General features: G+C 43.9%; 24 protein-coding genes and 3 pseudogenes. 10 read left to right on the forward strand and 17 right to left on the reverse strand.

Going from position 1 to position 24,620, the window contains the following annotated elements:
* Nucleotides 1–160 precede the first annotated feature (160 nt).
* Nucleotides 161–1,696 carry a tetratricopeptide repeat protein gene (locus H6F41_RS10165; RefSeq protein WP_190403367.1) on the forward strand — a complete coding sequence of 512 codons (1,536 nt, stop codon included), beginning with the start codon at nucleotides 161–163 and terminating at the stop codon, nucleotides 1,694–1,696.
* 43 nt (nucleotides 1,697–1,739) lie between these two features.
* On the opposite strand, the gene H6F41_RS10170 is transcribed toward H6F41_RS10165, so the two are convergent.
* The 8 genes from H6F41_RS10170 to rpoD form a co-directional block, all read right to left on the reverse strand.
* Complete coding sequence (locus H6F41_RS10170) at nucleotides 1,740–2,237, reverse strand: YceD family protein (RefSeq protein WP_190403368.1); 498 nt, start codon at nucleotides 2,235–2,237, stop codon at nucleotides 1,740–1,742.
* Entirely contained in the window at nucleotides 2,237–2,767 is a 531-nt protein-coding gene (locus H6F41_RS10175) for a Jag family protein (protein WP_190403369.1), read from the reverse strand. Before H6F41_RS10175 ends, H6F41_RS10170 begins: the two co-directional genes overlap by 1 nt.
* A 127-nt stretch (nucleotides 2,768–2,894) precedes the next feature.
* Complete coding sequence (gene yidC, locus H6F41_RS10180; protein WP_190403370.1) at nucleotides 2,895–4,196, reverse strand: membrane protein insertase YidC; 1,302 nt, start codon at nucleotides 4,194–4,196, stop codon at nucleotides 2,895–2,897.
* A gap of 119 nt (nucleotides 4,197–4,315) precedes the next feature.
* Nucleotides 4,316–4,714 carry a PH domain-containing protein gene (locus H6F41_RS10185; protein WP_190403371.1) on the reverse strand — a complete coding sequence of 133 codons (399 nt, stop codon included), beginning with the start codon at nucleotides 4,712–4,714 and terminating at the stop codon, nucleotides 4,316–4,318.
* Nucleotides 4,704–5,054 (reverse strand): ribonuclease P protein component, encoded by a 351-nt coding sequence (rnpA, locus tag H6F41_RS10190; RefSeq protein ID WP_190403372.1) that lies wholly within the window; start codon nucleotides 5,052–5,054, stop codon nucleotides 4,704–4,706. The genes H6F41_RS10185 and rnpA overlap by 11 nt, the downstream gene beginning before the upstream one ends.
* 92 nt (nucleotides 5,055–5,146) lie before the next feature.
* Nucleotides 5,147–5,287, reverse strand: coding sequence for a 50S ribosomal protein L34 (gene rpmH / locus H6F41_RS10195; RefSeq protein ID WP_094534927.1), 141 nt, complete (start codon nucleotides 5,285–5,287; stop codon nucleotides 5,147–5,149).
* Nucleotides 5,288–5,559: 272 nt separating this feature from the next.
* Nucleotides 5,560–5,874 carry a DUF29 domain-containing protein gene (locus H6F41_RS10200; RefSeq protein WP_190403373.1) on the reverse strand — a complete coding sequence of 105 codons (315 nt, stop codon included), beginning with the start codon at nucleotides 5,872–5,874 and terminating at the stop codon, nucleotides 5,560–5,562.
* 297 nt (nucleotides 5,875–6,171) lie between these two features.
* On the reverse strand, nucleotides 6,172–7,359 hold the full coding sequence (gene rpoD / locus H6F41_RS10205; RefSeq protein WP_190403374.1) for an RNA polymerase sigma factor RpoD: 1,188 nt from the start codon (nucleotides 7,357–7,359) through the stop codon (nucleotides 6,172–6,174).
* A gap of 323 nt (nucleotides 7,360–7,682) precedes the next feature.
* Here rpoD and H6F41_RS10210 point away from each other — a divergent pair, with 323 nt between their 5' ends.
* Nucleotides 7,683–8,264, forward strand: coding sequence for a DUF2854 domain-containing protein (locus H6F41_RS10210; protein WP_190403375.1), 582 nt, complete (start codon nucleotides 7,683–7,685; stop codon nucleotides 8,262–8,264).
* Nucleotides 8,265–8,338: 74 nt separating this feature from the next.
* A complete protein-coding gene (locus H6F41_RS10215; RefSeq protein ID WP_190403376.1) occupies nucleotides 8,339–8,920 on the forward strand; it encodes an L-threonylcarbamoyladenylate synthase in 582 nt (193 codons plus the stop codon).
* 45 nt (nucleotides 8,921–8,965) lie between these two features.
* Here the strand turns inward: H6F41_RS10215 and H6F41_RS10220 are convergent, their stop codons facing one another.
* The 3 genes from H6F41_RS10220 to rimI form a co-directional block, all read right to left on the reverse strand.
* A complete protein-coding gene (locus tag H6F41_RS10220) occupies nucleotides 8,966–9,358 on the reverse strand; it encodes a peptidoglycan-binding domain-containing protein (RefSeq protein WP_190403377.1) in 393 nt (130 codons plus the stop codon).
* 29 nt (nucleotides 9,359–9,387) lie between these two features.
* Nucleotides 9,388–9,993: a hypothetical protein gene (locus H6F41_RS10225; RefSeq protein WP_190403378.1), complete on the reverse strand. Its 606-nt coding sequence runs from the start codon at nucleotides 9,991–9,993 to the stop codon at nucleotides 9,388–9,390.
* A 92-nt stretch (nucleotides 9,994–10,085) separates the two neighbouring features.
* Nucleotides 10,086–10,628: a ribosomal protein S18-alanine N-acetyltransferase gene (rimI, locus tag H6F41_RS10230; RefSeq protein ID WP_190403379.1), complete on the reverse strand. Its 543-nt coding sequence runs from the start codon at nucleotides 10,626–10,628 to the stop codon at nucleotides 10,086–10,088.
* A 114-nt stretch (nucleotides 10,629–10,742) separates the two neighbouring features.
* Here rimI and H6F41_RS10235 point away from each other — a divergent pair, with 114 nt between their 5' ends.
* Nucleotides 10,743–11,657 (forward strand): sulfite exporter TauE/SafE family protein, encoded by a 915-nt coding sequence (locus tag H6F41_RS10235; RefSeq protein ID WP_242023007.1) that lies wholly within the window; start codon nucleotides 10,743–10,745, stop codon nucleotides 11,655–11,657.
* A 148-nt stretch (nucleotides 11,658–11,805) separates the two neighbouring features.
* Here H6F41_RS10235 and H6F41_RS10240 read toward each other — a convergent pair whose 3' ends face one another.
* Entirely contained in the window at nucleotides 11,806–12,447 is a 642-nt protein-coding gene (locus H6F41_RS10240) for a Uma2 family endonuclease (RefSeq protein ID WP_190403380.1), read from the reverse strand.
* Nucleotides 12,448–12,720: 273 nt separating this feature from the next.
* Between H6F41_RS10240 and H6F41_RS10245 the strand changes: the two genes are divergently transcribed.
* From H6F41_RS10245 to H6F41_RS10265, 5 genes and pseudogenes are all read left to right on the forward strand, one after another.
* Complete coding sequence (locus H6F41_RS10245) at nucleotides 12,721–15,210, forward strand: ATP-dependent Clp protease ATP-binding subunit (protein WP_190403381.1); 2,490 nt, start codon at nucleotides 12,721–12,723, stop codon at nucleotides 15,208–15,210.
* Nucleotides 15,211–15,305: 95 nt separating this feature from the next.
* Nucleotides 15,306–16,406, forward strand: a complete 1,101-nt coding sequence (locus tag H6F41_RS10250) for a septum site-determining protein MinC (protein ID WP_190403382.1) — start codon at nucleotides 15,306–15,308, stop codon at nucleotides 16,404–16,406.
* 61 nt (nucleotides 16,407–16,467) lie between these two features.
* Entirely contained in the window at nucleotides 16,468–17,271 is an 804-nt protein-coding gene (gene minD, locus H6F41_RS10255) for a septum site-determining protein MinD (RefSeq protein ID WP_190403383.1), read from the forward strand.
* Between the two features lie 8 nt (nucleotides 17,272–17,279).
* A pseudogene (gene minE, locus H6F41_RS19355) lies at nucleotides 17,280–17,537 on the forward strand (cell division topological specificity factor MinE); the annotation flags it as partial.
* Between the two features lie 409 nt (nucleotides 17,538–17,946).
* Nucleotides 17,947–19,185 (forward strand): CCA tRNA nucleotidyltransferase, encoded by a 1,239-nt coding sequence (locus H6F41_RS10265; RefSeq protein WP_190403385.1) that lies wholly within the window; start codon nucleotides 17,947–17,949, stop codon nucleotides 19,183–19,185.
* A 42-nt stretch (nucleotides 19,186–19,227) separates the two neighbouring features.
* Here the strand turns inward: H6F41_RS10265 and H6F41_RS19360 are convergent.
* The 3 genes and pseudogenes from H6F41_RS19360 to H6F41_RS10285 form a co-directional block, all read right to left on the reverse strand.
* Nucleotides 19,228–23,036: pseudogene (locus H6F41_RS19360) on the reverse strand (HsdR family type I site-specific deoxyribonuclease).
* Nucleotides 23,033–23,455 (reverse strand): type II toxin-antitoxin system VapC family toxin, encoded by a 423-nt coding sequence (locus H6F41_RS10280; protein ID WP_190403387.1) that lies wholly within the window; start codon nucleotides 23,453–23,455, stop codon nucleotides 23,033–23,035. The pseudogene H6F41_RS19360 and the gene H6F41_RS10280 overlap by 4 nt, the downstream one beginning before the upstream one ends.
* A complete protein-coding gene (locus tag H6F41_RS10285; RefSeq protein ID WP_190403388.1) occupies nucleotides 23,452–23,709 on the reverse strand; it encodes a FitA-like ribbon-helix-helix domain-containing protein in 258 nt (85 codons plus the stop codon). The genes H6F41_RS10280 and H6F41_RS10285 overlap by 4 nt, the downstream gene beginning before the upstream one ends.
* 112 nt (nucleotides 23,710–23,821) lie before the next feature.
* On the opposite strand from H6F41_RS10285, the gene H6F41_RS10290 reads away from it, so the two are divergent.
* Complete coding sequence (locus H6F41_RS10290) at nucleotides 23,822–24,088, forward strand: toxin-antitoxin (TA) system antitoxin (RefSeq protein ID WP_190403389.1); 267 nt, start codon at nucleotides 23,822–23,824, stop codon at nucleotides 24,086–24,088.
* Nucleotides 24,089–24,100: 12 nt separating this feature from the next.
* On the opposite strand, the gene H6F41_RS10295 is transcribed toward H6F41_RS10290, so the two are convergent.
* A complete protein-coding gene (locus H6F41_RS10295) occupies nucleotides 24,101–24,346 on the reverse strand; it encodes a DUF4926 domain-containing protein (RefSeq protein WP_190403390.1) in 246 nt (81 codons plus the stop codon).
* A pseudogene (locus tag H6F41_RS19490) lies at nucleotides 24,343–24,516 on the reverse strand (DUF6883 domain-containing protein); the annotation flags it as partial. The pseudogene H6F41_RS19490 and the gene H6F41_RS10295, both read right to left, overlap by 4 nt.
* Between the last annotated feature and the right edge of the window lie 104 nt (nucleotides 24,517–24,620).

The raw sequence follows: 24,620 nt of genomic DNA on the forward strand, positions 1-24,620 counted from the left end.
TTTATGATTCGCAATCTTTCTTCATGTTTTCTGCCTTTAGGCAGATAAAATTGATATTCGTAAAGTAAGTCAAATACTATCTTTAGCTGCGATCGCTAACTTATTGGGTAGAATCTCAAAGACATTACCCACAATAATCGACGCAAGGAAGAACTTAACTATGCGAAAAATATGGATGAGGCTGCTAGCTGGATGCTTAGCGGTGTTGCTGAATCTCACCACCACAGGCTCAGCATGGGCTGCTATGCCTCAAAGGACTGGAGATCCTAAGTTTCAGGGCATACCTCTTCAGTGTTTTGTGTCATTGGCAGATGCAAGTCCATCCCCTGAGTCTAAAGTTGCTGCCTATACGGAAATTTCAGGTAAGTATCTGGAATTAGGGAAACCAGAGCAATCCAAGAAGGTTTTAGAAAAGAGCTTAGTTGCATCTAAGGATATTACGACACCATCCCTAAAAGCTTTTGCCTTGTTAGATACCGCAGGTCGTCTTACGAAAGCATCTCAAACCAAGTTGGCAGTGAGCGCCCTTGATGATGCACTGGCGATCGCAAAAACGTTACCTGAACCTGTTGATCGAGTTTTTGCCAATATCAAAATTGCTCAAGCCTATGGTGATGCTGGTAAGAAGGAGAAAGCGCAAAATCTTCTTGCTGATGCCACTCAAGGTACACCTGAGATCATTGATGCCTATGCTCGCTCTAGGGCTTTTGCCGCGATTGCCAATGTTTATACAGAACTTGGTGATGACTTCAACTCAGAAGCTTCTATTTCCGCTGCAACGGACTTGTTGCCGATGATAGACGATCGCAATACTAAAGCAAGAGCCAGAGTAGAAATTGCTGGTAGCTATGCTCAAGCAGGGAATCATGCGAAGGCAGTTGCTTCATTGGATGCCGTATTTCAAGAATTCGATGCAATTCGTGACAATGTAATTACATCCGCCAAAGAAGCTGCTAGCAAAGCCGCCAAGAATATCAAAAAAACTGCACCGAAGTTAGCCAACAAAGCTTTAAAGGATAGTGTACCCACTAAAGACGTAACTCCCGCCGATCCTAAAGTTGTGGAACAAACTGCCAATGCTAATGCCGAGATGCTAAAAATGCGATCGCTATTTTTAGTGGCTAGCCAATATATTACTTCCAAGCAATATGACAAAGCTTTAGAGGTAATCGGCAATCTTGATCAAAACTCCGTTGAGAAAAGTGTTGGTATCGCTAATGTGGCGATTGCCTATGCCAAGGACAAAAAAACAGATGAGGCAATCAAATTATTTGATCAAAGTCTTCAAGGTTTAAGTACGATGAATCCTTCAATCGATGTGTTCACGCTATTGGTTGAGGTTGGTCGTCAGTATCACAATATTCAGGCTACTGAACTTGCCAACAAAGCTTTTGAGCAATCTCTCACCATCGCCCAAAAGCTAACCCAACCGATTGATCGTCTTTTTGCTCTGAATATTATTGGTAGCACCTATGGTGAGTTCGGCATCACGGATAAAGTAGATGCAATTTTGCAAGATAGCCTTGCGATCGCAAAAACTGCCCCCGATCCAAACATTCGCTCCAGAGCTTACTCCGATATCAGCAGTGCCTATTGGTCAATAGGTCAACGGGATAAAGCCAAAGAAATCGCTCAAACTATCGAAAATCCTAGCGAAAAAGAACAGCTAGAAAAGTTATTTGCCTGTGCTAAGTAGCTGAGTGCAATTAAATAAAAAAGCGGCGCATCGCGCCGCTTTTTTATTCAAACAATTTTAGGGAATTTAACGCAGCCCATCGCTTGTCTACAGTAGTTTCTGAATTGGTAGCAGCATCAGTTACCTCAAGCGCTGGGGCATCAGGGGCAATTTTAGGATAGGGAATCGCCAATATTAATTGCTCGTATAACCAAGCCAAAGGATCAAAGTAGCCATTAGGCGATAATGACTCCAGCAGATCATCAGATTCAATTTCCCTCTCTTTGGGATATTCTCCCTCAGGCAAAGGCTCGGCTAAGCAAATCATCTCGGAATTATCGATCGCTAAACGGTAGTTGAACTGCACCAAAGTGCGATCGCAAGTCAAAGTAATAATCGTAGAAGCCTTGGCAGTCACTTCTAAAAACGAGCCAACATGGCGGACACTGATCACGCCACTGACGGGAGTTAAGGTTTCTAACCCTTCAATAAATTCTTTAAATTCAAAGGTTTCCGTTGCTTCTACAGCTCTAGCAATCTGAGGTATATATAATTTTTCCATTAGCTTTGCACTAACTTAACGACCAAATGACGATTAGGTTCTTTGCCTTGACTTTGGGTACTGATATCAGCAAATTCCTCTAAAAGCTGATGAATATATCGACGATCCGCAGCAGATAGCTGTTTAATCGCAAATTCAGCACCAGTTTCCCTCACTTGCTGCACAGCATTATCTGCCAAAGCCTGTAAGTTAGCGATGCGCTTTGTCTGATAACCATCTAACTCAACCGTATAAAAATTACGATTTAAATTACGATCTAGAGATGATTCGCTATCTGTTGTTAGAGGATAATTTAAAAGAACGCTAGCGAGATATTGCAAAGAATCAATCACTGCGCCATCTTTACCAATCAAGCTCTGAATCTGTGCATCCTGTAAAGTATGCGTATTAATCTCTAGCCAGTAGTTCTGGGAGTTAGGATCAGGTTTTGGGGTTAATGCTTCTACAATTCGAGCATCAACCGAAGTTTCATAACCCATTAATCCTAAAAGCTCTTGCAGCCAATTTGCACTTGTTGAAGCATTGTCCATACTGACCTAACCAATCGATTTCAACGCAAATATATTCAATAATACAGCGCTTCTTGCTGAATTAAAACAAAGATAAACATTAGAAAGCGCCGCTAAACGGCGCTTTCTAATGTTTATCTAGACTAAATTATGAACCCTTTTTCTTTTTCTTAGAAGAGTTTGGCTCAAAGGGCAGAGCCGATTTGGTTGGAGACTTACTGTCTTTATCTTTATTGTCAACCACAGTTGCTGGCTTAGACTTTGGATCCAATGGGATTTTGCTTGCTTCAGTCTTACCTGATGTGATCGCTTTGTTATCTGACTTAGAGCTAGACTGACCCGACGCACTAGAAGACACTGCAACTAGCTTTTGGAGGTTTTCAGGCAATGGCTCTTTTGCCACAATAAACGCTTGCAATGTCTGGAAAATATTAGCAATCAACATGTAAAGCATTACGCCAGATGGCAAAGGGAAGAACAAAAACATACCAGAAAAAATAATTGGTGTGAGTTTGTTCATGGTTTCCTGTTGAGATGTCTCAGGAGATGGCTCACTAGATTTAGGGGTTGAGCCACTGGAAATAGTTTGGTTAGCATAAAGGCTAAGTCCAAATCCCAAAACCATAATCACAATGTCCCAGTTAATGCTGCCATCGGTATTAGTAACACCAGTTTTACCAAGAGCTTTAATAAACAGGAATCCCTTATTAGATGCAAGTCCGGGAACTGTCGCTTGAACTGTTACATCACCTGCTTGCTTCGCAACTACAGTACCATCCTCTAAAACTTCAACTAGATCTTCACCCTTGGTAACTTTCCATCGTGTTTTCAAGTCCACATCTGGATATTCTGTAGCGAGAACTTGGAAATCCTGACCTTGAGCAGTTTGTAAAATAATCTTTGATTGTTCGCCCACTGCTAGGGTTGTGCCATTAGTCGCAGTTGCTAAAACTGGGTAATGGACGCGATCGGCAAAGTAAACGTTTTGGCTAGGCGAGGTGAATGGCTGATGCTGGAGTTGTGCAGCGTTATCAGGATTAGAAATTTGGAAATTGAGGGAGTAGTTGATGTCTGCGAAGGGCGATCCTCTCAAGGTTGCAAACAAAGCAAACAGGATTGGCAATTGAACGATGGCAGGTAGGCATCCCGATAGAGGATTTCCAAATTCTTTGAAATTTGCCGAGTTGACCTTCGCTAGCTCTTCTTGCTGCTTAGCGGGATCATTCTTGTATCTCTCTTGAACTTCCTTGATCCTTTTTTGCATTACGGGGTTAGCGATCTTCATGCGACGCATACTGCGAAGCTGATTGGCACTAACGGGAAACAACACAAAACGTACAACCAACGTTAATGCAATAATTGCCAATCCATAGTTCGGCACGATGCCGTAGAAAAAATCTAGGAAAGGCAACATTATGTTGTTGGAAAGAAAACCTACACCGAAATCCATTTTCTACTTTACTGTTGGGTTTGCATCCGAGTGATAACAATATCACTCATGAAAATTAGACATTCATTAACAATGAGGATCGTTCAGGATTTAATTCCCAAGAACGATCCATCCATGTTTTAGGCTTTGCCACCGATCGCGCCACTTACATCTTGCGCTTTCAGGCTTAGCTTTGATTCAATGTATTCGTATGTTTCACGAAATTTTGGCAAAGATTTAAGTTCTAGACGAGAACCATCTTTAAGCGTTAGTACCATATCGCCCCAAGTGCCTAAACCACGAGGAACTGTGACGATCTTGGCAATTTCCGCATACACGATGTCAGTACGGGTGTTTCCCATCCATCCACCTGTGACAGTAATCCGTCGGTTAGTAATGCGATAACGTAACCATAATGCTCTTGTAATAGCGGCAATACCAAAGGGAATTGTGATCACAAAAATACTCATCAGCAAGCTGATGATTAGATCACCAATGTGAGGTGCGCCTTCGTAATAAACTTCCTCGTTAATTGCCATGCAGAACCTTCGCCTTTGCTAATATATTCTTGAGATCATCCCCAAGTTCTTGATAATTCGGCTTGCTTGCAACAGTAGTAACTGTTACAACTATTTGCAATCCATCTTTTAATTGTGACAGAAGTTGACGAAAAATGGCGCGAAGTTGGCGCTTAAATCGGTTACGGGTTACCGCCAACTTGCTGACTTTTTTGCTTACAACTATGCCAATCCTTGTATATGTGGTATTGCTATCAAACAGAATCTTCAAGCTTAAGTATGTGCCTCTGTAGCGATCGCCCTTAGCATATACTTTTGCGAAGTCTTCTCGCCGCCTTAGACGGTTTTGATTAGGAAGCACAGGAAAGTTAATTAAAAAATTAACAAGAAAATTAACAAATACAAATAGGTTGATCAGCTAGATTTGGCAATCGCTGGTCTATTGAAACTAACTTATACAGTTGTGAGGCGAACACGACCTCTGCTACGACGAGCTTTGATGACTCGACGACCTGTAGGGGTTTCCATTCTGGCACGAAATCCAGAGGTGCGCTTCTTTTTGCGGACACTACCGCGTAGAGTACGTTTTGTCATAACCGTTACTTACTTATTTAGTTTCAAAGGATGTCATTTTTTCACAGGCTTCTCAGTATAACATCTCTGTTTAGCCTATGTACAGTTTTATTCATAATCTCTATCCCGCAAGTCAAAAATCAATTTACAAAGTAAGGCACTGGAATGTTAAAGAGTGATAAGTCGCTTGAAGTATTTCTGGGTAAACTTTTCACAGATATTGCCACTCAATCATCATAAATTTTTACTGGATAAGCCTTGTAGCTATTCATCACTTTTTTAGCAACCAGTGCCTAGTTTCTCAGGCTAGGCGACTGACTCAAAATACCGATTATTTCAAATCGAGTGCGATCAATAGTGATTTCCCATCCTGCATAGTCATACTCGCTTTTAACATAGCAACGCTTGAGTAAATGTTCGAGAAGTTTTGGTAGCCTTCCTCTTAACTCGCGCCGATCTCTACCTGCCAAGCCTTCCAACTCCTCTACCAGATTTTCAATATCGAGGTTTTCCAAATTGCCACTTTTTAATTGCGCGATCGCTGTTTCCAGCCACAAATTAAGATCTTGATCATAAAGTGATATTTTTCTTGCAACTGTTTGAGTCATCGGGTTTACTCCTGTGATCGCTTACCCCAGTTTATTCTAAATCTCGATTTAATTATGAGCGATCGCTTTTACAGCAATTATCCAAATAACGATTTAGCGACAATCTCATAAAACAAACGCTTGTTTACTCTCTTTCCACTGAGGAAATAGGCATATACAGCCAAGAAATAGAGATGCACGGCGAAGCCGTGCATCTCTATTTCTTGGCTGGGAAGTAATTAACATCATTTAAAGCGATCGCAATTTTACTTTTAGCAAATTGCGATCACAGCAATCATTCCAGTAAGTCGCAACAAATTAGCGAATGTACTCTTTTAAAACGCTATTACGATTAGGATGGCGCAACTTACGAAGAGCCTTAGCTTCAATTTGACGAATGCGTTCACGGGTGACGTTAAAGATTTGACCGATCTCTTCAAGGGTCTTCATCCGACCATCATCCAATCCATAGCGCAGACGTAAGACATCACGTTCTCTAGGGCTGAGAGTGCCTAATACACTTTCCAGATCTTCACGTAGGAGGCTCTTGGCAACTTGATCATCAGGGGTTTCACCTTCGGACTCAATAAAGTCACCGAGGCGAGAATCTTCTTCCTTACCGATGGGGGTTTCGAGGGAGATCGGTAACTGAGCAGATTTGGCAATAAACCGCAGCTTTTCGATCGTCATCTCCATACGGGTGGCGATTTCCTCTTCAGTTGGCTTGCGTCCCATTTCCTGCGATAGCAACTTAGTAGTTTTCTTAATCCGCGAAATGGTTTCGTAAAGGTGAACAGGCAGACGGATTGTGCGTGATTGGTCAGCGATTGCACGGGTAATAGCTTGACGAATCCACCATGTCGCGTAGGTGGAGAACTTGTAACCCTTTTCATGATCAAATTTCTCAGCCGCACGAATCAAACCTAAACTGCCTTCTTGGATCAGATCTTGGAAAGACAAGCCACGATTCATGTATTTTTTGGCGATCGATACCACCAGTCTTAGGTTAGACTGCACCATTTTGTCTTTGGCGCGACGACCCGAGTGGAGGCGTTTACGAAATTCGCCAAGGGGCATCCCCATCTTGACAGCCCAGTCTGGCTCTCTGACATCATCAGGATGGCAGTCAACTTCAGTAGCTAACTCTTCGCGTTTTAGCTCTAGTTCTAGTAAATCGGCAATTTTACGAGCTAATTCAATTTCTTCGTCGGCTCTAAGTAGGCGAATACGACCGATTTCTTGTAGGTAAAGACGAATTGAGTCTTCGGTAAAATGCTTTTTCTTAGTTTGACTGGCTCTTTTTTTAGTCCCCCTCGCTTTGCCAGTTTTATCAGGGTCGTCGTCAATGTCAGAGTCTTCGTCTGAGTCATCAATTAAGTCATCCTTTTCGAGTTCAATGTCATCATCTAAGTCGTCAAGGTCTTCTTCAATTTCTTCAATATCTCCAGCAAGCTTACCAACAGGTAACTTGATGTCAATAGGTAGGTCGATGGCTGCTTTGCTCATGCCAGATTCCTCAGATCCGTAGTCTCTAAAACTTTTTTTGCGGGGAATTACACCTAGATGATTGTAGCTTGCCAAATATAAAAATGGTGATATGAGCTACTTAGAATTGTGAAAAACCAGTCTAAAGGGTAATTTACAATTCTAGAATTTAGTTATTGTGATGTAATTCCTACTTATACATTTATAGTCTAAGCATGGTAATCCTTGTTATAAAAATTTTTAGACTGACAGCTTAGAAGGGGATTTTCACGATATCAAAAAAAATATTTGCGAAATAGCTACACCTAACAGATACATTTATTAAGTATTATTAATTTTTGATCATGCTTAGACTCAACAAGATATCACTAGCTTCAATTGGTTTATATGTCGGCGGTGTTTTATTTTTAGTTGGATTTTGGGCTTACTCTAAGGGTAACTCAACCTTGAATTTAGTCGGTTTTTTCTATGGATTTCCGATTTTATTAGGTGGATTTGCCTTTAAGTCTTCAGAGGTTACTCCTGTACCTGTATTAGTGCCTGAATCTGCAGAAATTGTGGCTTTGCGTCAAGCACAAGAAACTCCGACCCAAAAGCAACTGCGTAAGGATGTTACTCGTTATCGCTATGGCATCAAGGCGCATCTTGATGAGGTTTTAGAAAAGCTGGGCATGAGTCCTACTGATGAGGAGCGTCCTGTGTTAGTGGGTATCTATGAAGAAATTTCACAGGCTGAAGCAACTAAAGATGCTTATAGTTTAGTTTTGAGATTTGATTCGCCTTTGATGGACTTTGCCGCTTGGCAAGAAAAGCAGGAAAAGTTGACGCGATTTTTTGGCCCTGGAATTGTGGCTGTGGTATCGGAGTTAGATAACAAACAGGTTGATGTACGCTTGATTTCAGAATCTGCGATCGCAGTTGCTTAGATCGTTAGCGTAAATTATCAATTAGCAAAAAATGTGGCGGTAGCATTAGGGAAATTAGGAGAAAATCAGGAATAGTGGCTTTAGTTTCTTTTGCAAGTCTAGTCGCAGGGGCAAGATCGGGTAAATTAGTGAGTTTCCCCACCGATACTGTTCCTGCTTTGGCAGTGCGTCCCGATCGCAGTGCGGATGTGTTTCAACTAAAACAGCGATCGCAAGATAAACCACTGATCTTGATGGCATCAAATTGGGAGAGTTTTTTACCGTTTTTAGATACTGATCATCCTGCTTTGTCGGTATGGCAACAAATGGCACAGCAGTATTTTGCGGGTGCAGTTACGCTAGTTTTACCAGCTAGCCAGCGTGGTGGTAAACTAAACCAAGGTTTTAAAACCTTGGGAGTCCGTATTCCTGACAACAAGATTGCGATCGCAATCCTGCAACAGACAGGGGCAATGTTAACAACTAGTGCGAATAAAAGTAATCAGCCACCATTACGGAAAATGCTGGAAATCAGTACAAGTTTTCCCTCAGTCAATACATTGGGTGATGGCATTGATATTAACGAGCTAACGGGAAGTGGTTTACCCTCAACTGTAATTGAATGGACAATGGAGGGTTGGCTAGTACGTCGTCAGGGGGCTGTCCAAATTGGCTAGATCAAAACAAGCTTGCGCTGCAAGCTTGTTTTGATGTTTTTGAGATTAGGTAGAAGCTTTTGAGGGATTGCTTGTGGGAATAAAGATGGATGCGATGGGCTTTGGGAAAGGCTCTTTGGTATTGTCCACTGAATCTAAACTCTCTTCGTTAAGGGATATTTGAGGAGCTAATTCCTGTAGCTTTTGCCATGTCTGAGCACCGACTTTACCATCAATAGTTAAACTATTTGCCCTTTGAAAAGCGACAATCGCATCCCTTGTCTTCATGCCAAAGTCGCCATCAACTTGACCTTGGTAATAGCCCTGATTCTTGAGTAATTGTTGAGCTTGAGCAACTGCTGTACCTGTAGCACCCGATAGCAATATTGGTAATAAGGATGATGTTGGTGCAGTAGTTGAATTACTAACACTACTGCCCTGATTTGATGTTGCATCCATAAGGTAGTCCAGAATTTTCGATGTTTTGACTAAAAGTAAAGCACCCTTGCATCGACTCCTTGCGATCGCAAAAAATGCTTTAAGGACTCCGCCGCATCTCTATTTGTATAGCCACCCGCATAGATATAATCACCCAGCTCAGACTTTGAGATAAAAGCATTGGGAATAAATTGTCTTATTCTTGCTAGAGATGTCATATCGCCAGAGCGAACGGGAACACCAGTGATATAGCGATATTGGCTAGGATTATTATTAATAGCGGCTGGGCTGGTGGGCAAGTAGCTAGGCAATGTCACATAGGGATTATTACTAACTGGTTGGTTAGGCTGAAACATCGCAGAGTTTTGATAGCCTAACTGGGCAGCTAATCCACGTCTTTGTAATTCTCTGGCCACAAAATCTGCAGTTTGAGCATCAAACGAGCCAGCGACAATCGAAGTTCTCCCATTGACCGAGGCAATGATCGGATTGGTAACCACCTGTCTAGTGACATCGAGGGTCACAGGATTATTGCCTGCTATATATACGACCACGTTGCCAACTTGGGCATTCACCTCTGCGATCGCAATATTCATAAAACCTAAACTTGCGATCACCATGGGAATAGATTGTTTTAGCCAGCCAAACGTCCTCATATTTTCAGACCTAATGCTAGAGCGACTTAAATGTTCATGAACCTAATTTAATTCTATCGCAAGAAGTCAGTTGCAAGATGACGCTCTGGGGCTTAGTTCAATTGCCAACCTTTAGCTCGTAATTGATGCGATATTGACTGCTCCCAGTTTGCTAGCACGATACCAAATTCTTCTGTATGTAAGCCTTTGCACCATAAAACTAGGGCATCTTCTCCCGTTACTTCATAATATTTCTCTCTTCTGCCAATTGTCTTAAAGCCAAATTTCTCATAAATTGCGATCGCAATTTGATTAGATGCTCGTACTTCTAGGGTTGCCCATTCTAAATTGCGATCGCGGGCTTGCTTGAGCAATCCCCAGACAAGCGCTTTACCCAGTCCCTGTCCCTGATATTCGGGGCGAACTGCTAAAACTGTAATATGTGCCTCCTCAAGAATTTCCCACAAGCAACCAAATCCCAATAATTCATGGTTATCCGTAGTTAGTCCCAAAACATGGCTACGCGGACTATCAATTTCCTGCTGATAGGTTTTCAAACTCCAAAAATCCCCAAGGCAAGCACAATCGATTGCCCGCAACTGTGATAAAAACTTTTGGTTAATTTCACTCAAATAAATTTGGGTCAATGGATTCATGTGGTAATAAATATTTAGCTCAATTTAGCTCAACAAAAGCAATCTCAAGTTTAGGATGGTTAGCACCCAAACTTTGTAGTCTATCCACATAGAACGGAAAGGTATTGTTTATAAATGTCAGAAATTATGCCAATTGTCTATCTCAGTGTGGTTAGCTTTTTTTCTTGGATTGTGAGTACCTTGGCTGGTGGGGGCAGTCCCTTCATTTTAATTCCGCTAGTTAACCTCCTGATGGGCGCAGCCGCAGTCCCCCCCGTCATTACGATTGGCATGTTTTTGGGAAATGCCCATCGAGTTTTACTATTCTGGCGTGACATCGACTGGTTATTAACAGCTTGGTATACCCCGGGAGCGATCGCAGGAGCTATTTTGGGTGCATATACCTTTACGCGCATTCATCTGGACTGGCTGCAAATAGTAATCGCCATATTTCTGATTGTGAGTGCCGTTTTATTTGAATTAGAAAAAAATCCTGCCAAAGTCCTCGATGAAGACAATGTCAAACATATAAAACTCACCGATAACTCCCAAGAACTAGAAGATCTAGAGGCGCTTATTGAAATCAATCAGCTAGGTGAGTTGAGTGAATTGATCGCTATAGAGAAATCAGAACTAATACCTGCTCAGGTAAAACCCAAGTTTCAACTTCAAGCTTGGCATATTCTGCCCGCAGGTTTCCTCAAAGCCTATGTATCTGGTTTAGTCGGCACAACGGGACCAGTGTTAAATCCTTTCTATCTGCGCTATGGCTTAGTTAAGGAAAAAATGCTAGCTACCAAGGCGGCTCACATGACGATTATTCATCTAGTTAAAATCTTTGCCTATGGTGCGTTGGCCGTTATGTCTCAGCAATATATTGTGGCAGGATTAGCGATTGGTTTAGCCGCAATACCTGCCAACCTTGTTGGCAAATATCTGCTCAGTCGCATGAGTCCCCAGCAATTTCGCCAAGTTGTCCTTGCTTTTATGTTGATCGGAGGATCATGGATGTTATGGGGGCAAAGAGGCTTATTTTTAAATATCTTGTAGTTAAAGCTAAATATTGCTGTGGTGGCACTGGTTAGCTAATGGGGAATTGACCCTTAATCGCCCATTTCATGACAACAAAAAAGATGCAAATTACGACGATCACGATTTAGCTGATCAGTGCCTTTGTCTGTTTTTTGTATGTTTGAGCTTATAGCGTTGGTTTTAACCGAGATTTGAGATGACGTAACATCCTGCTGGTTCCCTGCTTAATGGCTTGCAGCACTAGCGTGGGAATTAACTCAGTTATCGGTAAATCAGGAAAAATCAGACTCGTATTTGTTTCTATATAGCGATCGCTCTGCAAAACGTGAATGACTAATTTCTGATTGCTATAAATCCAGACCTCAGGAACAAGAATAGATTCATAAGCTTGCAGTGCAGTTTTGGACATGACATCTGACTCAATCGCTAGGTCAGGTGGTGGATAAATCGATAGATCCATACTCGTACAATCGCGCACAAGTTCAGCATTTTGAATATAAAAGCAAGTATCTGGTTCTACTCCTGCAACATCAGGACGCTTAAAGATAGTAGAGCCGAAATCTTCCCAGTCTCGTTCTTGGATTTCTAAAATCGTTTTGACAATATCAGCAATGATTCGATGGGGACGTTCGTGCGAAGCCAACGGCGACATGATTTCTAGAGTCCCTTTGTAATAAGCCATCCTTGTATTTCTATTTTCACCAGTACCTAAAAGAAGTTGCTCGAAATCTTGCCACGTCAAATTACTGATGCTAATTCGGCTGCCTGCACCAAGGGCGATCGCTTTAATAGGAGTGGTTACGATCATGAAGTCCTGATATTAGCCTCATAATTTTAGCTAAAAACCGCACTCTAGTCATACCCTAACATCTTCCTACAGCAAAGAGCCTCTTTAATTGGTTGCAAGGGTAACAAAAAGCTAAAAATATTGAGTTGAAATGCCCCATAAAAGCCAACATGATCCCTAAGAGAGATCTTAACAATTTGGGTGAAAAGGAGTGAAAGCCGTACACACAGAATGCTGCTAATGCTGTGCTAGTATTTACTTTAACCAGAACGCAGCAAAGTATGGGGAAACGCCATGTTTGAACGCTTTACAGAAAAAGCAATTAAAGTCATCATGCTGGCTCAAGAGGAAGCTCGCCGCCTCGGTCATAACTTTGTCGGCACAGAGCAAATCCTATTGGGTCTGATCGGAGAAGGAACTGGCGTTGCCGCCAAAGTACTGAAGTCGATGGGTGTAAACCTCAAAGATGCCCGCATTGAGGTTGAAAAGATCATCGGACGCGGCTCTGGTTTTGTCGCAGTCGAAATTCCTTTCACACCTCGCGCCAAGAGAGTCCTAGAGTTGTCCTTAGAAGAAGCTCGCCAGTTGGGACACAACTACATCGGTACTGAGCATTTATTGCTAGGACTAATTCGCGAAGGCGAAGGTGTCGCCGCCAGAGTTTTAGAAAACTTGGGCGTTGATCTATCCAAAGTTCGCACTCAAGTAATCAGGATGCTCGGCGAGACTGCCGAAGTCTCCGCAGGTGGCGGTTCATCAGGACGCACCAAAACGCCAACCCTCGACGAGTTTGGCTCAAATTTGACCCAGCTTGCCCAAGATGGCAAACTCGATCCTGTTGTGGGTCGTGAAAAAGAAATTGAACGAGTGATTCAAATCCTCGGTCGCCGCACCAAAAACAACCCTGTTTTGATTGGTGAACCTGGAGTCGGTAAAACTGCGATCGCAGAAGGTTTAGCGCAGCGCATTTCTAACAGTGATATTCCCGACATCTTACAAGAGAAAAGAGTTGTCACTCTAGATATTGGCTTGTTAGTTGCAGGTACAAAATATCGTGGTGAATTTGAGGAACGCCTCAAGAAGATCATGGAAGAGATCCGCACCGCAGGTAATGTGATCTTGGTCATCGATGAAGTTCACACCTTGATCGGTGCTGGTGCTGCCGAAGGTGCGATCGATGCCGCCAATATCCTCAAGCCAGCCCTTGCCCGTGGCGAACTCCAGTGTATCGGCGCAACCACCCTTGATGAGTACCGTAAACATATTGAGCGAGATGCCGCCCTTGAGCGTCGCTTCCAGCCTGTCATGGTTGGTGAGCCAAGTGTCGAAGAAACCATCGAAATCTTGATCGGTTTACGCCAGCGTTACGAAGAACACCACAAGCTCAAGATTGATGATGATGCATTAGTTGCTGCCGCTAAGCTTGCCGATCGATATATCAGCGATCGCTTCTTGCCCGACAAAGCGATCGATTTGATTGACGAAGCTGGTTCTCGCGTACGTTTGATTAACTCGCAACTACCTCCTGCCGCCAAGGAACTTGATAAAGAATTGCGTCAAACCCTTAAAGATAAGGATGATGCTGTTCGTAAGCAAGACTTTGACAAAGCTGCGGAACTGCGTGATAAGGAGATTGATCTCAAGCAACAAATTCGCGCCCTCAGCCAAACTAAAAAAGCCGAGACTCCTGCTGAAGACTTGCCTGAAATTCGCGTAACTGAGGAAGATATTGCTTATATCGTTAGTTCTTGGACTGGCGTACCCGTTCTCAAGATTACCGAGTCTGAGTCTGCCAAGCTCATGCAGATGGAAGAAACTCTCCATGGTCGTGTAATTGGTCAAGACGAAGCCGTCAAAGCGATTTCTCGCGCCATCCGTCGCGCCCGAGTTGGTCTCAAGAGTCCTGATCGACCCATCGCTAGCTTTATCTTCTCAGGGCCCACAGGTGTTGGTAAGACTGAGCTAACCAAAGCCCTTGCCTCTTACTTCTTCGGTTCTGAAGATGCAATGATTCGTCTTGACATGTCCGAGTACATGGAGCGGCACACCGTTTCCAAGTTGATTGGTTCACCCCCTGGTTATGTCGGCTACAACGAAGGCGGTCAACTTACCGAGGCTGTTCGTCGTCGTCCCTATACCGTTGTCTTATTTGACGAAATCGAAAAAGCACACCCCGATGTCTTCAACCTATTGTTGCAAGTGCTAGAAGACGGTCGATTGACTGACTCTAAAGGTCGCACCGTTGACTTCAAGAATACCTTGCTAATCATGACTTCCAACGTTGGCTCTAAGGTCATCGAAAAAGGTGGCGGCGGACTTGGTTTCGACTTTGCCGCTAATCAAGAAGACGGTCTCTACACTCGCATTCGTTCGTTAGTCAATGAGGAACTGAAGCAATACTTCCGTCCAGAGTTCTTAAACCGTCTGGATGAAATCATTGTCTTCCGTCAGTTGACCAAGCCCGAAGTCAAAGAGATCGCCGACCTCATGCTCAACGAGTTCTTCAAGCGCATGTTGGCTAAGGACATCGTTCTTACCGTAACCGAGCGCTTTAAGGATCTCCTTGTCCAAGAGGGATATAATCCTAGCTACGGTGCACGTCCATTGCGTAGAGCAATTATGCGCTTATTAGAAGATTCCCTTGCTGAAGAGATTCTTACTGGTAAGGTGCGTGAAGGTGCATCGGTTACTGTTGATGTCGATGATGATGGCAAAGTCAAAGTTATTGAACAACCATCTCTAAATGGTTCAGACAATAGCCTTCAGTTGTTACCTTCCGCTTAAATCAAGCGTCACAAAATCAATAGCAAGATTTGTGTTAAGCACAAGTCTTGCTATTTCGATAATTCAGAGCTTTGCGCTAACGTCTAAACAGCCTCATGAATGCCAATTCGCTTAATAGCTCCAAGTCAAATCCTCTGCCTCCTTCCAAACCAAAGTCGGGTGCAGGGGATTTGTCATCTGCGGAGATGCCCGAAGTAATTGTTGAATCATCACAGGATGATGAATCAAAGGGCAATATTCCTGCTCCTTTGACCGTTGCTGATGTGGAGGGGGGGGAATTAAAGCCAATTTCTCGTAAAGTTGATCCACAAAAGCCCAATCCCCAAGATTTCCCGATTGATCCTGAAATTGCACAGGTAAGATTTAAGACTCTAGATGGCAGGCTGAATCTATTGCTACCATCAGAACCAAGAATTAGTCATTACTTTGCTGAAAAACAAGAAGCCGACAATACTGTGGGTGAAGCCCCATCAGATCCTCAAGCAGAAGGGGGCATCAAGGATGAAGCCCTGAATCTTGACGCAAAACTAGAAGATGCCAAGCCCTTAGCTTGTGTGCCTTGGGAAGAGCTGATGACGCAGTTAGAGCAGAGGATGGCTGCGAGTGGGCATGACTGGAAACCAAGGACACAGGTATATCTCCAATCAGGCGATCGCCTTTTGGATACTAGACAACTACACCAAATTGCAGAGGCGTTAGACAACCATCAGCTTTTACTACATTGTGTGGTTACCAATCGTCGTCAGACGGCAATTAATGCCGCTAGCATGGGCTTTTCAGTTGAGCAAGGCACAATTTTTAAGGAGTTATTAGGCTTTAATCCACTGCCTGATGCTCCTATGGATGATCCTTTGTATGTCAAAACTACGGTCAGGTCTGGCACTGAAATCCGACATTCTGGCAGTATTATTATTTTCGGTGATGTCAATGCTGGTGCAGAGCTAATCTCTGAGAGTGACATTATCGTGTGGGGCAAACTCAAGGGTATGGCTCATGCGGGTGTAAAAGGTAATACTAAAGCGGTAGTAATGGCTTTACATTTAGATGCTACTCAGATTAGAATTGCAGGCCTGATTGCCCGTGTTGAGAGCCCCAGCACCTACTTTTCTCCAGAGGTTGCTTTTATCGGTAATCAAGATTCGCCTGAAATTCAAATTGTGCAGGCTGTTGATTATTCTTCTAAAAATCGAGATTAGTAAGTCAAGGCACTGCTAATCTGGAATATACTTATCCCTCGTTAATCAGTAATTTGTAAACATGAGTCGCATTATCGTTGTTACCTCTGGTAAAGGTGGTGTCGGCAAGACCACATCTTCAGCAAATCTCGGTATGGCACTCGCCAAACTTGGGCGCAAAGTGGTTTTAGTAGACGCTGACTTTGGCTTGCGAAATCTGGATCTTTTACTAGGTTTAGAAAATCGAATTGTCTATACGGCTCTAGAGGTGATTGCACGAGAATGTAAGCTGGATCAAGCTTTGGTCAAGGATAAGCGGCAACCGAATCTATCATTACTGGCTGCGCCGCAAACCCGCAATAAAACAGCGATTACGGCTGCCCATATGAAAGCATTGGTTGAGGTTTTAAGTCGCTATTTTGATTATGTTTTAATTGACTGTCCCGCAGGGATTGAGTCGGGATTTCAAAATGCGATCGCAGGAGCAAAGGAAGCCATTGTGGTGACAACTCCTGAGATATCGGCGGTTCGTGATGCTGATCGTGTTGTTGGACTATTGGAGGCAAACCGCGTTACTGATATTAAACTGATATTAAATCGGGTGCGTCCTGCTATGATCAAAAACAACGACATGATGAGTGTCGAAGATGTTTTAGACATTTTATCGGTAAAGTTAATTGGCGTAGTTCCTGATGATGAACAGGTGATCGTTTCCACTAATAAAGGAGAACCACTGGTTTTATCGGATAAGCCTTCGCTGGCTGGCACTGCTTACACAAATGTGGCAAAGCGCCTTGAAGGAATGGATGTCGAGTTTTTGCAAATCGAAGTTCCCCCTAAAGGTTTCTTTTCGCGGCTATCGAGTTGGATTAGTGGAAATTCTTGAGGTTTGAGATGATTTCAAAATTGCTTGATCGCCTATTTCAAAGAAGTAATATCCCCAGTGGAACTCAGGTTAAGCATCGTTTGAAGTTTATCTTGGCGCATGATCGAGCGGCAATTGAGCCGAAGGTATTTGATAATATGCGCTATGAAATTATGCGTGTGGTTTCCAAGTATGTGGAACTTGATGAGGGTTCGCTCGATATTCGTTTAGAGTCGGACAAGCGCATGACTGCTTTGATTGCAAATTTACCAATTCGGATGGTGCGTGAAGAGTTATCTGATTTGGCGGAAATCTTTAATCAATCAGATGTAGATTTGCAAGTAGTTGATGATGCAGACCAACCTGATGCGCTGATGCTAGAAATGGATTTGTCGGTAGAAGCTGCCCTTGATGCGATCGCCGCTAAGGATGGCCTAAAATCCACATCCAATGAGGATAGCTCTGTGACCGAAGGCATTACTGACACTGATGGTGTTGATACTGATCTGGACAAACGCAACGCAGAAGTAAGCATCAAGTTAAGAAATGCCGCAAATAAGGCGCAAGATTTAGATCAAGTTAGTGATGATGAAGCGCGTGAAGCTGTTACTGATGATGCAGAGGTAAACGATCAAATTGATCAGTTAGAATTGTCTCTAAATTTACCAGAATCTCCAGAAGCACAGGAAGAGAGTATTGCTACAGATTGATTTTAATGATTTGCCAACACCTGCGTATTTGGTGGGGGGATGGGTACGCGATCGCATCCTTAAGCGTCAGGGGAGATATCTTGATTTAGACTTTGTGTTACCTGACAAAGCCGTGGAGACGGCGCAGAAAATTGCCAAGAAGTATAAAGCGGGATTTGTGGTACTCGATGCGGAGCGTCAAATTGCGCGGGTTGTCTTTCAAAATGGTACTGCTGATTTTGCTCAGCAGATGGGCAGTAGCTTAGAGGCGGATTTGGGGCGACGTGACTTTTGCATGAATGCGATCGCAATTGAATGCCATCAGCTCAACCAAAATGCAAATTTAGCGAATTTAGAAGAAAATTCAGGAAACTTATCAGAATTATTGATCGATCCCTTTGACGGTATTGGGGATTTAACCGCGAAGCGCATCAGGATGGTTGCCCCTGAAAATTTGGCGGAAGATCCGTTGCGAATTTTGCGAGGCTATCGACAGGCTGCCCAGCTTGGATTTGTGATCGAAGATTTGACTCGACAGGTTTTGATAAAACTTGCACCGAAATTAAAGCTGATTGCGGCGGAGCGAGTTCGCACCGAATTGGGCTATTTACTATCGATTACCAATGGCAATCAATGGATGAAAACAGCTCTTTGCGATCGCATTTTAGAGGATTGGTTACCAAGTCAGCATTTAAATCTAGAAAGATTTGCGAAGATTGAAGGTGTAATCGCGTCACTATTAGAAAAATTTCCTGCTCTGGAATTGTTTTTTAGCAATCAGTTAGCAGGCGATCGCTATGCTCTGGTGATTGTGAAATTAGCAGCTTTAAGCAATAGTGCTACGGCTTTAGAATCTTTGGGATTGAGCCGAGTTGAACAACGTTGGCTAGTCGGAATTTTGCGCCATCTGCCACAATTTACAGAGCTTTTACAGGGAGCATCGGCTACGCAGCAGTATCGATTTTTTCAGCAAACCCTAGAGTTTTTCCCTGCGATCGCCACCTTAGCTTTAACTAGTGATCATGATTTCGCGCTGATTGAACCTTGGCTCAATCGTTGGCTCAATCCCAATGATGCGATCGCCTATCCGATTGCCTTAATCAGTGGTGACGATTTGCGAGAGGAATTGGGAATCGCGCCTAGTCCTAAGATTGGGGAATTATTAGAAAGTGTGAAAATCGCTCAGGTAGAGGGCAAGATTAGTTCTAAACAAGAGGCGATTGAATTTGTAAAAGGAATGATGTAACAAGAATGAAGCTCAATACTTAGTTTTTGCCAGATAAATTTTTTAACTTGAGTGATTGGTTGCAACTTCAAACTCAGTAAAGACTTTGGCTTGCTCTAGGACTAACTCTGTTGCTAGAGCTTCCATGTCGGGAGGGTAGCCATATTGTCTCAGTAATCGTTTGACAGCAACTTTCATTCTGGCTCTCACACTTTCCTTGAGATTCCAGTCGATTGATGCGTTTTTACGGATGCGATCGCATAAGACGATCGCTAAGTCTCGCAATTTATCAACACCCATCACATCTTGAGCGCTTTGATTTTGGGCTAGAGCATCATAAAAGGCGAGTTCGTAGGGTGCTAGTTTTAGGGCTTCACCTCTAGTTTGGGCGGCTTTAGTGTCCTTTGCCATGTTGAGCAATTCTTCGAGGATATCGGTAACGCTGATGACTTGGTTTCGATAGCGGCGTAGGGCATCTTCGAGCAGGTCGGCAAGTTTACGGCTTTGAACAATGTTGGTACGGCTACTGGCTTTGATTTCATCCTTGAGCAGTTTTTGCAGAAGTTCAACGGCGAGGTTTTGATGTTCCATGCCGCGCACTTCTGCCATGAATTCATCGGAGATGATTGAGATGTCAGGATTTTTTATTCCTGCTTCATCAAAAATATTAATCACGGCATCGGATACGAGCGCCTGATCGACGACTTGACGGATCGCGGTTTCGATGTCGTGGTTGCTGAGGTTTCCGCCTTCTCCTTCGCCTGTGAGTTTGCGGAGACTGGCTTGGATAGCTTGGAAAAATGAGATTTTTTCTGAGTCGGCGATCGCGTCGGGATGAGGGACAGCTAGGGAATGTGCTTTAGATAGGGCGCTAACTTCAGAGAAAAAGCGATCTTTAATCGTGGGATCTGCGACGTAGTTGGCAGCGTTTTTGAGGATGTTGAGTTTTTCGCCTGTGGTGCTGTCGAAATAATGCTCATAGGCAAAGTCCGCCATGATTTGCTCGACTATTTCTAGTTTGGCAAGCATTAGCCCCACGGCTACATCTTGATTGAGGGTGAGGTCGCCTTTACCGCCACTGTTGGCATAAAAGGATAGGGCTTTTTTGAGTTCGGCGGCGAGTCCCAGATAGTCCACAATTAAGCCGCCTATTTTCTCAAAGAAGACACGGTTAATGCGGGCGATCGCTTGCATGAGGTTATGACTTTTAAGCGGTTTGTCGATATACATGGTGTGCAAGCAAGGAGCATCAAAGCCAGTCAACTACATATCACAGACTATGACCAGTTCGAGGGAGTTTTCGGGGTCTTTGAGGCGTTGGGCTAGGGTTTGACGGTTGGCTTTGTTGGTGTGGTGTTTGACCAGATTTCCTTCATCGGAGGCACTGGCGGTAAAGACGACTTTAATTTTGCCTGTGGTGAGGTCGTCGCTGTGCCAATCGGGACGGAGGTTGACGATCTCATCGTAGAGATTGACGTCAATTCTGCGGGTCATGGTGACGATCATCGCTTTGCCCTTGTTGGCCTGTTGCCGCGCTTCAAAGTGGGTCACGATATCTTGGGCGATTTGTTGGAGGCGTTGGGTGGAGCCGATGATCGCTTCAATGCGAGTTTGGTTAGCTTTGGCTTTTTCCCTCTCCCCTAGCCCCTCTCCCAAAGGGAGAAGGGAATCGAGGTCTTCGTCTAGTTCATCGAGCAGTTGACGACCTGTTTCGTCGAGGTCAACTTTGACGAGGCGGCTTTCGTAATAAATGGGAACGGTTGCACCATCAGCGACGGCTTGAGAGATGTCGTAAATGTCGATGTAGTCGCCAAAAATGGCGGGAGTATTTTTATCGCTTTGTTCGATCGGTGTGCCTGTGAATCCGACAAAGCAAGCATTGGGTAGGGCATCACGAATATATTTAGCAAATCCGTAGCGGGTAGCTTTGCCTGTGACATTGCCGTTTTCATCTTTGATATCGACTTGTTTGGCGGTGAATCCATACTGGCTACGGTGTGCTTCATCAGCGAGGACAATGATATTGGCGCGATCGCTAATTTTTGGATAGAGGGTTTCACCATCGGCGGGGGAGAATTTCTGAACGGTGGTAAAGATAATCCCGCCTGAGTTGGTGTTGAGCAGTTGGCGCACGCGATCGCGATTATCTGCTTGTTGTGGGTCTTGTCTGAGGATTTGCTGACAACCTGCGAAGGTGTCGAATAGCTGATCGTCGAGGTCATTGCGATCGGTCAGCATTACCACTGTGGGATTATTGAGGTTTGGGTCTAAGACTAGCTTTCCTGCGAGAAATACCATTGATAGAGATTTACCGCTTCCTTGGGTATGCCAAATTACGCCGCCTTTGCGAGGGTTGCCCTCTCCCCTAGCCCCTCTCCCAAAGGGCGAGGGGGACAAATTGCCTTCTCCCTTAGCCCTTCTCCCAGTGGGAGGGGGGGACAGGAGATCAGTAGGTTTTGGAGGACGGTTTCTAGGTTTTGGAAGATTTCTTGGTTGGTGAATCTTAGAACTGTTAGCCCTAATGATTTTAAATATTCGCTACGTTGACGATCGCGTTGCTGTTGTTCTGGTTGATTGTGAATCTCGCCATCAAGTTCAATTACTATTTTGCGATCGTGACAATAAAAATCAACGATGTAATTACCAAGCTGATGTTGTCGCCGAAACTTTAAGCCTAGAAAGCGTTTTGTTCTAACAATTTCCCAAAATACTCTTTCCGCAGATGTTTGATTTTTTCGTAGTTCTCTGACTTGTTCTAGCAGAGTCGTTATCTCTAATCCTCCTTTGTAACCTAAGTCTTCGATACTTTCTGCCCTCTCCCTAAATCCCTCGCCCTCTGGGCGAGGGACTTCAAGACTATTTTTCTTGTCCCCCTCCCTCTGGGAGGGGCTAGGGGAGGGAAATCCACAAGCTTTGATAATCGATTCAACGGCTTTATTGACTGCGTAGTATTGGTGATAAGCGGCGATTTTTTTAATCGTGGTAATGCTGACAATGCCTGTGTTGAGGTCTTCGCTACGAGTTTTTTCAAATACAGTAAAGTGGCGGATCAGGTCTAGGAGGGTTTGTTTGTTGAGTAGTCCTGTGGTCAAGATTTCGAGTTCTGCCCTCTCCCTAAATCCCTCTCCCAGAGGGAGAGGGACTTCTAGATTCTTGTCCCCCTCCCTCTGGGAGGGGTTAGGGGAGGGAACTTTCCATGCCGAAAAGCGGTTAAAGTCGGCGGTGAGGGAGCCTGCACGGGCGGAGAGTCCATCGGATATGACTAGCAGGGCGTTGTAGGTAAAGAGGCTAGGGATTTCGCGTTTGTAGGTTTGCAGTTGGTTATAGGCGGCGCGAAGGTTGGCTTTTTCATCGACAGCATTTTTTAGTTCGATGACGACGAGGGGCAAGCCGTTGATAAAGATGACGAGATCGGGGCGGCGGTTGTGGTTGTCTTCGATGGCGGTAAATTGATTGACTACCAGAAATTCGTTGTTGTCGATGTTGTGCCAGTTGATCAGGTTGACGGGTTCGCCTCTGGTTTCTCCGTCTTTCTGATATTCAACGGTGATGCCTTCGGTGAGGTATTTATGGAATATTTCGTTGTTGTTGAGTAGGTCGGAACTGGCAATATTAAAGATTTCCCGTTGGGCTTGGTTGAGTGCATCGGCGGGAATGGTGGGGTTAAGGTGATAGATGGCTTGTTGTAATCGATCTTTTAAAACGATTTCACCGAAGTTTTCGCGCTCGCCCTCACCCCTAGCCCCTCTCCCAGTGGGCGAGGGGGAATCTGTGGGTTGGAGGTCGTAGCCGTGATGGTAGACATAACCGAGGTTTTGCAAGAGTTGGAGTTGGTATTGTTCGATCTCGTCTTCGGTGAGGGTTGATTTCATAGTTCCCAAGGGTTAATGATCGTGATCTGGCAATCTAGGAAGTCGTCAACATTGCGAGTGACGATCGCTGCATTATTAGCTAGACATATAGAGGCGATCAGAGCGTCGGCTTCAGCGATTGGTTTTCCTTTTTTACGGCGATCGCTTGTAATTTGAGCAAAACAGTTTGCTGAGTCTGAGTCAAAAAATAAAATCTGCTCCGCGAAGTCTTCCGTAAACATAGCCTGTGCTAATTCTTGTAAAGCTTTGCTGCGTTTACCTTCTGGCATAACAGCAATACCGCCAAGGATCTCGGCTTGGTTAATGCTGGTAGTGAATAAGTTTTCTCTAGTCTGAGCAGCAACCCAAGATTTGACGGTTTGTGAGCCTTGCGGCTTCATTAGTTCTGACAGAACGTTGGTATCAAGAACAATTTTCATTGAGCGTCCATGTCAAATGTTGGTAAGGGGCGCATGGGTTCTCTCGGAATTTCGGGAATTTCAAAATCTCCAAGGTCTGCAAAACGTCTATTAATGGCGGTGGCGAGGTCAATATTGCTTGGCTTTTTGGGTGCTAATACGCTTTTGAGAATTGCCTTTATTTCAAGCTCGATGGTGCGTCCATGCTGTGCGGCACGTTGTTCTAGCTGTTGGGCGATGTCTGGCTCTAGCTGATGAATAGTGATGGTTGACATGGCATTTTTTTTGGTTGAATTAGCTAAATTTTAGCCGATGTTTAGATCGCATCTTCGGTGAGGCTAGATTTCATGGGCTTATAATGCTTGTAATTGAGTGAGGCATAAGCAAATGTCACCAAAAACTTTCGATATTGCTTACCTATCTGATAATTTAGCCGATTTGTTATCAGATATTCAAAATCATGTTGAAATTACGCTAACTAAACAGGGTGTGCCTTGGGCTAAGGTTTTGCCTGTGGTTAATCAAGAAGATCAGCCGCTAGTCTCGCAACCAGCTTTAAATCGTGGATCAATAGTGATAAGTGATGATTTTGATGATGAGTCTGAGGAGATTAACGCTATGTTTTACGATTCTGTTATTTTTCCTCCAACATAGATTTGTCGGCATTTACGATACGCCCGCTAAAGAACGTACAGAGAGAATATCATCGGCTTTGAGTGCAATAACGGCTGATTTTGGCACGATGACTGTGTTAATCGACTCGCCGATCGCGTTAAATATTTCGAGGACATAGCCTTCTTCGCCGCCTGTGGGATGGGGGACAGTATCAATGAAGGTGGCTATATCGCCTTTTTTTAATCGATATGTGGGGAAGTCTTGGGCTAGGGCTACTCTTTGATAGAGGTTAATCATGATTTTTTCTCCTTTTTGGGTTTTAGGGTGATGAATTGAACTTTTTTGTCGATGGTGCGTTCTAGCCAAATGGTAACTACTGCTAAATCTCGACTTCCTTTCAAGTTGCCTTCGACTCGATAAAATATGCCATACTCATTTCTGCTGTCTTCTATGGCTTCTGTGGTCTGGAAGACACTGGTCAGTTAATTAGTGAGGCAATAAAATCCCCTTGAGGATAATAATTCCAGAATAGAAAGGGGACGATGAAAAAGTCCGATTGCCATAGCAGGGG

Source organism: Pseudanabaena mucicola FACHB-723 (assembly GCF_014696385.1).
Taxonomy (GTDB): domain Bacteria; phylum Cyanobacteriota; class Cyanobacteriia; order Pseudanabaenales; family Pseudanabaenaceae; genus Pseudanabaena.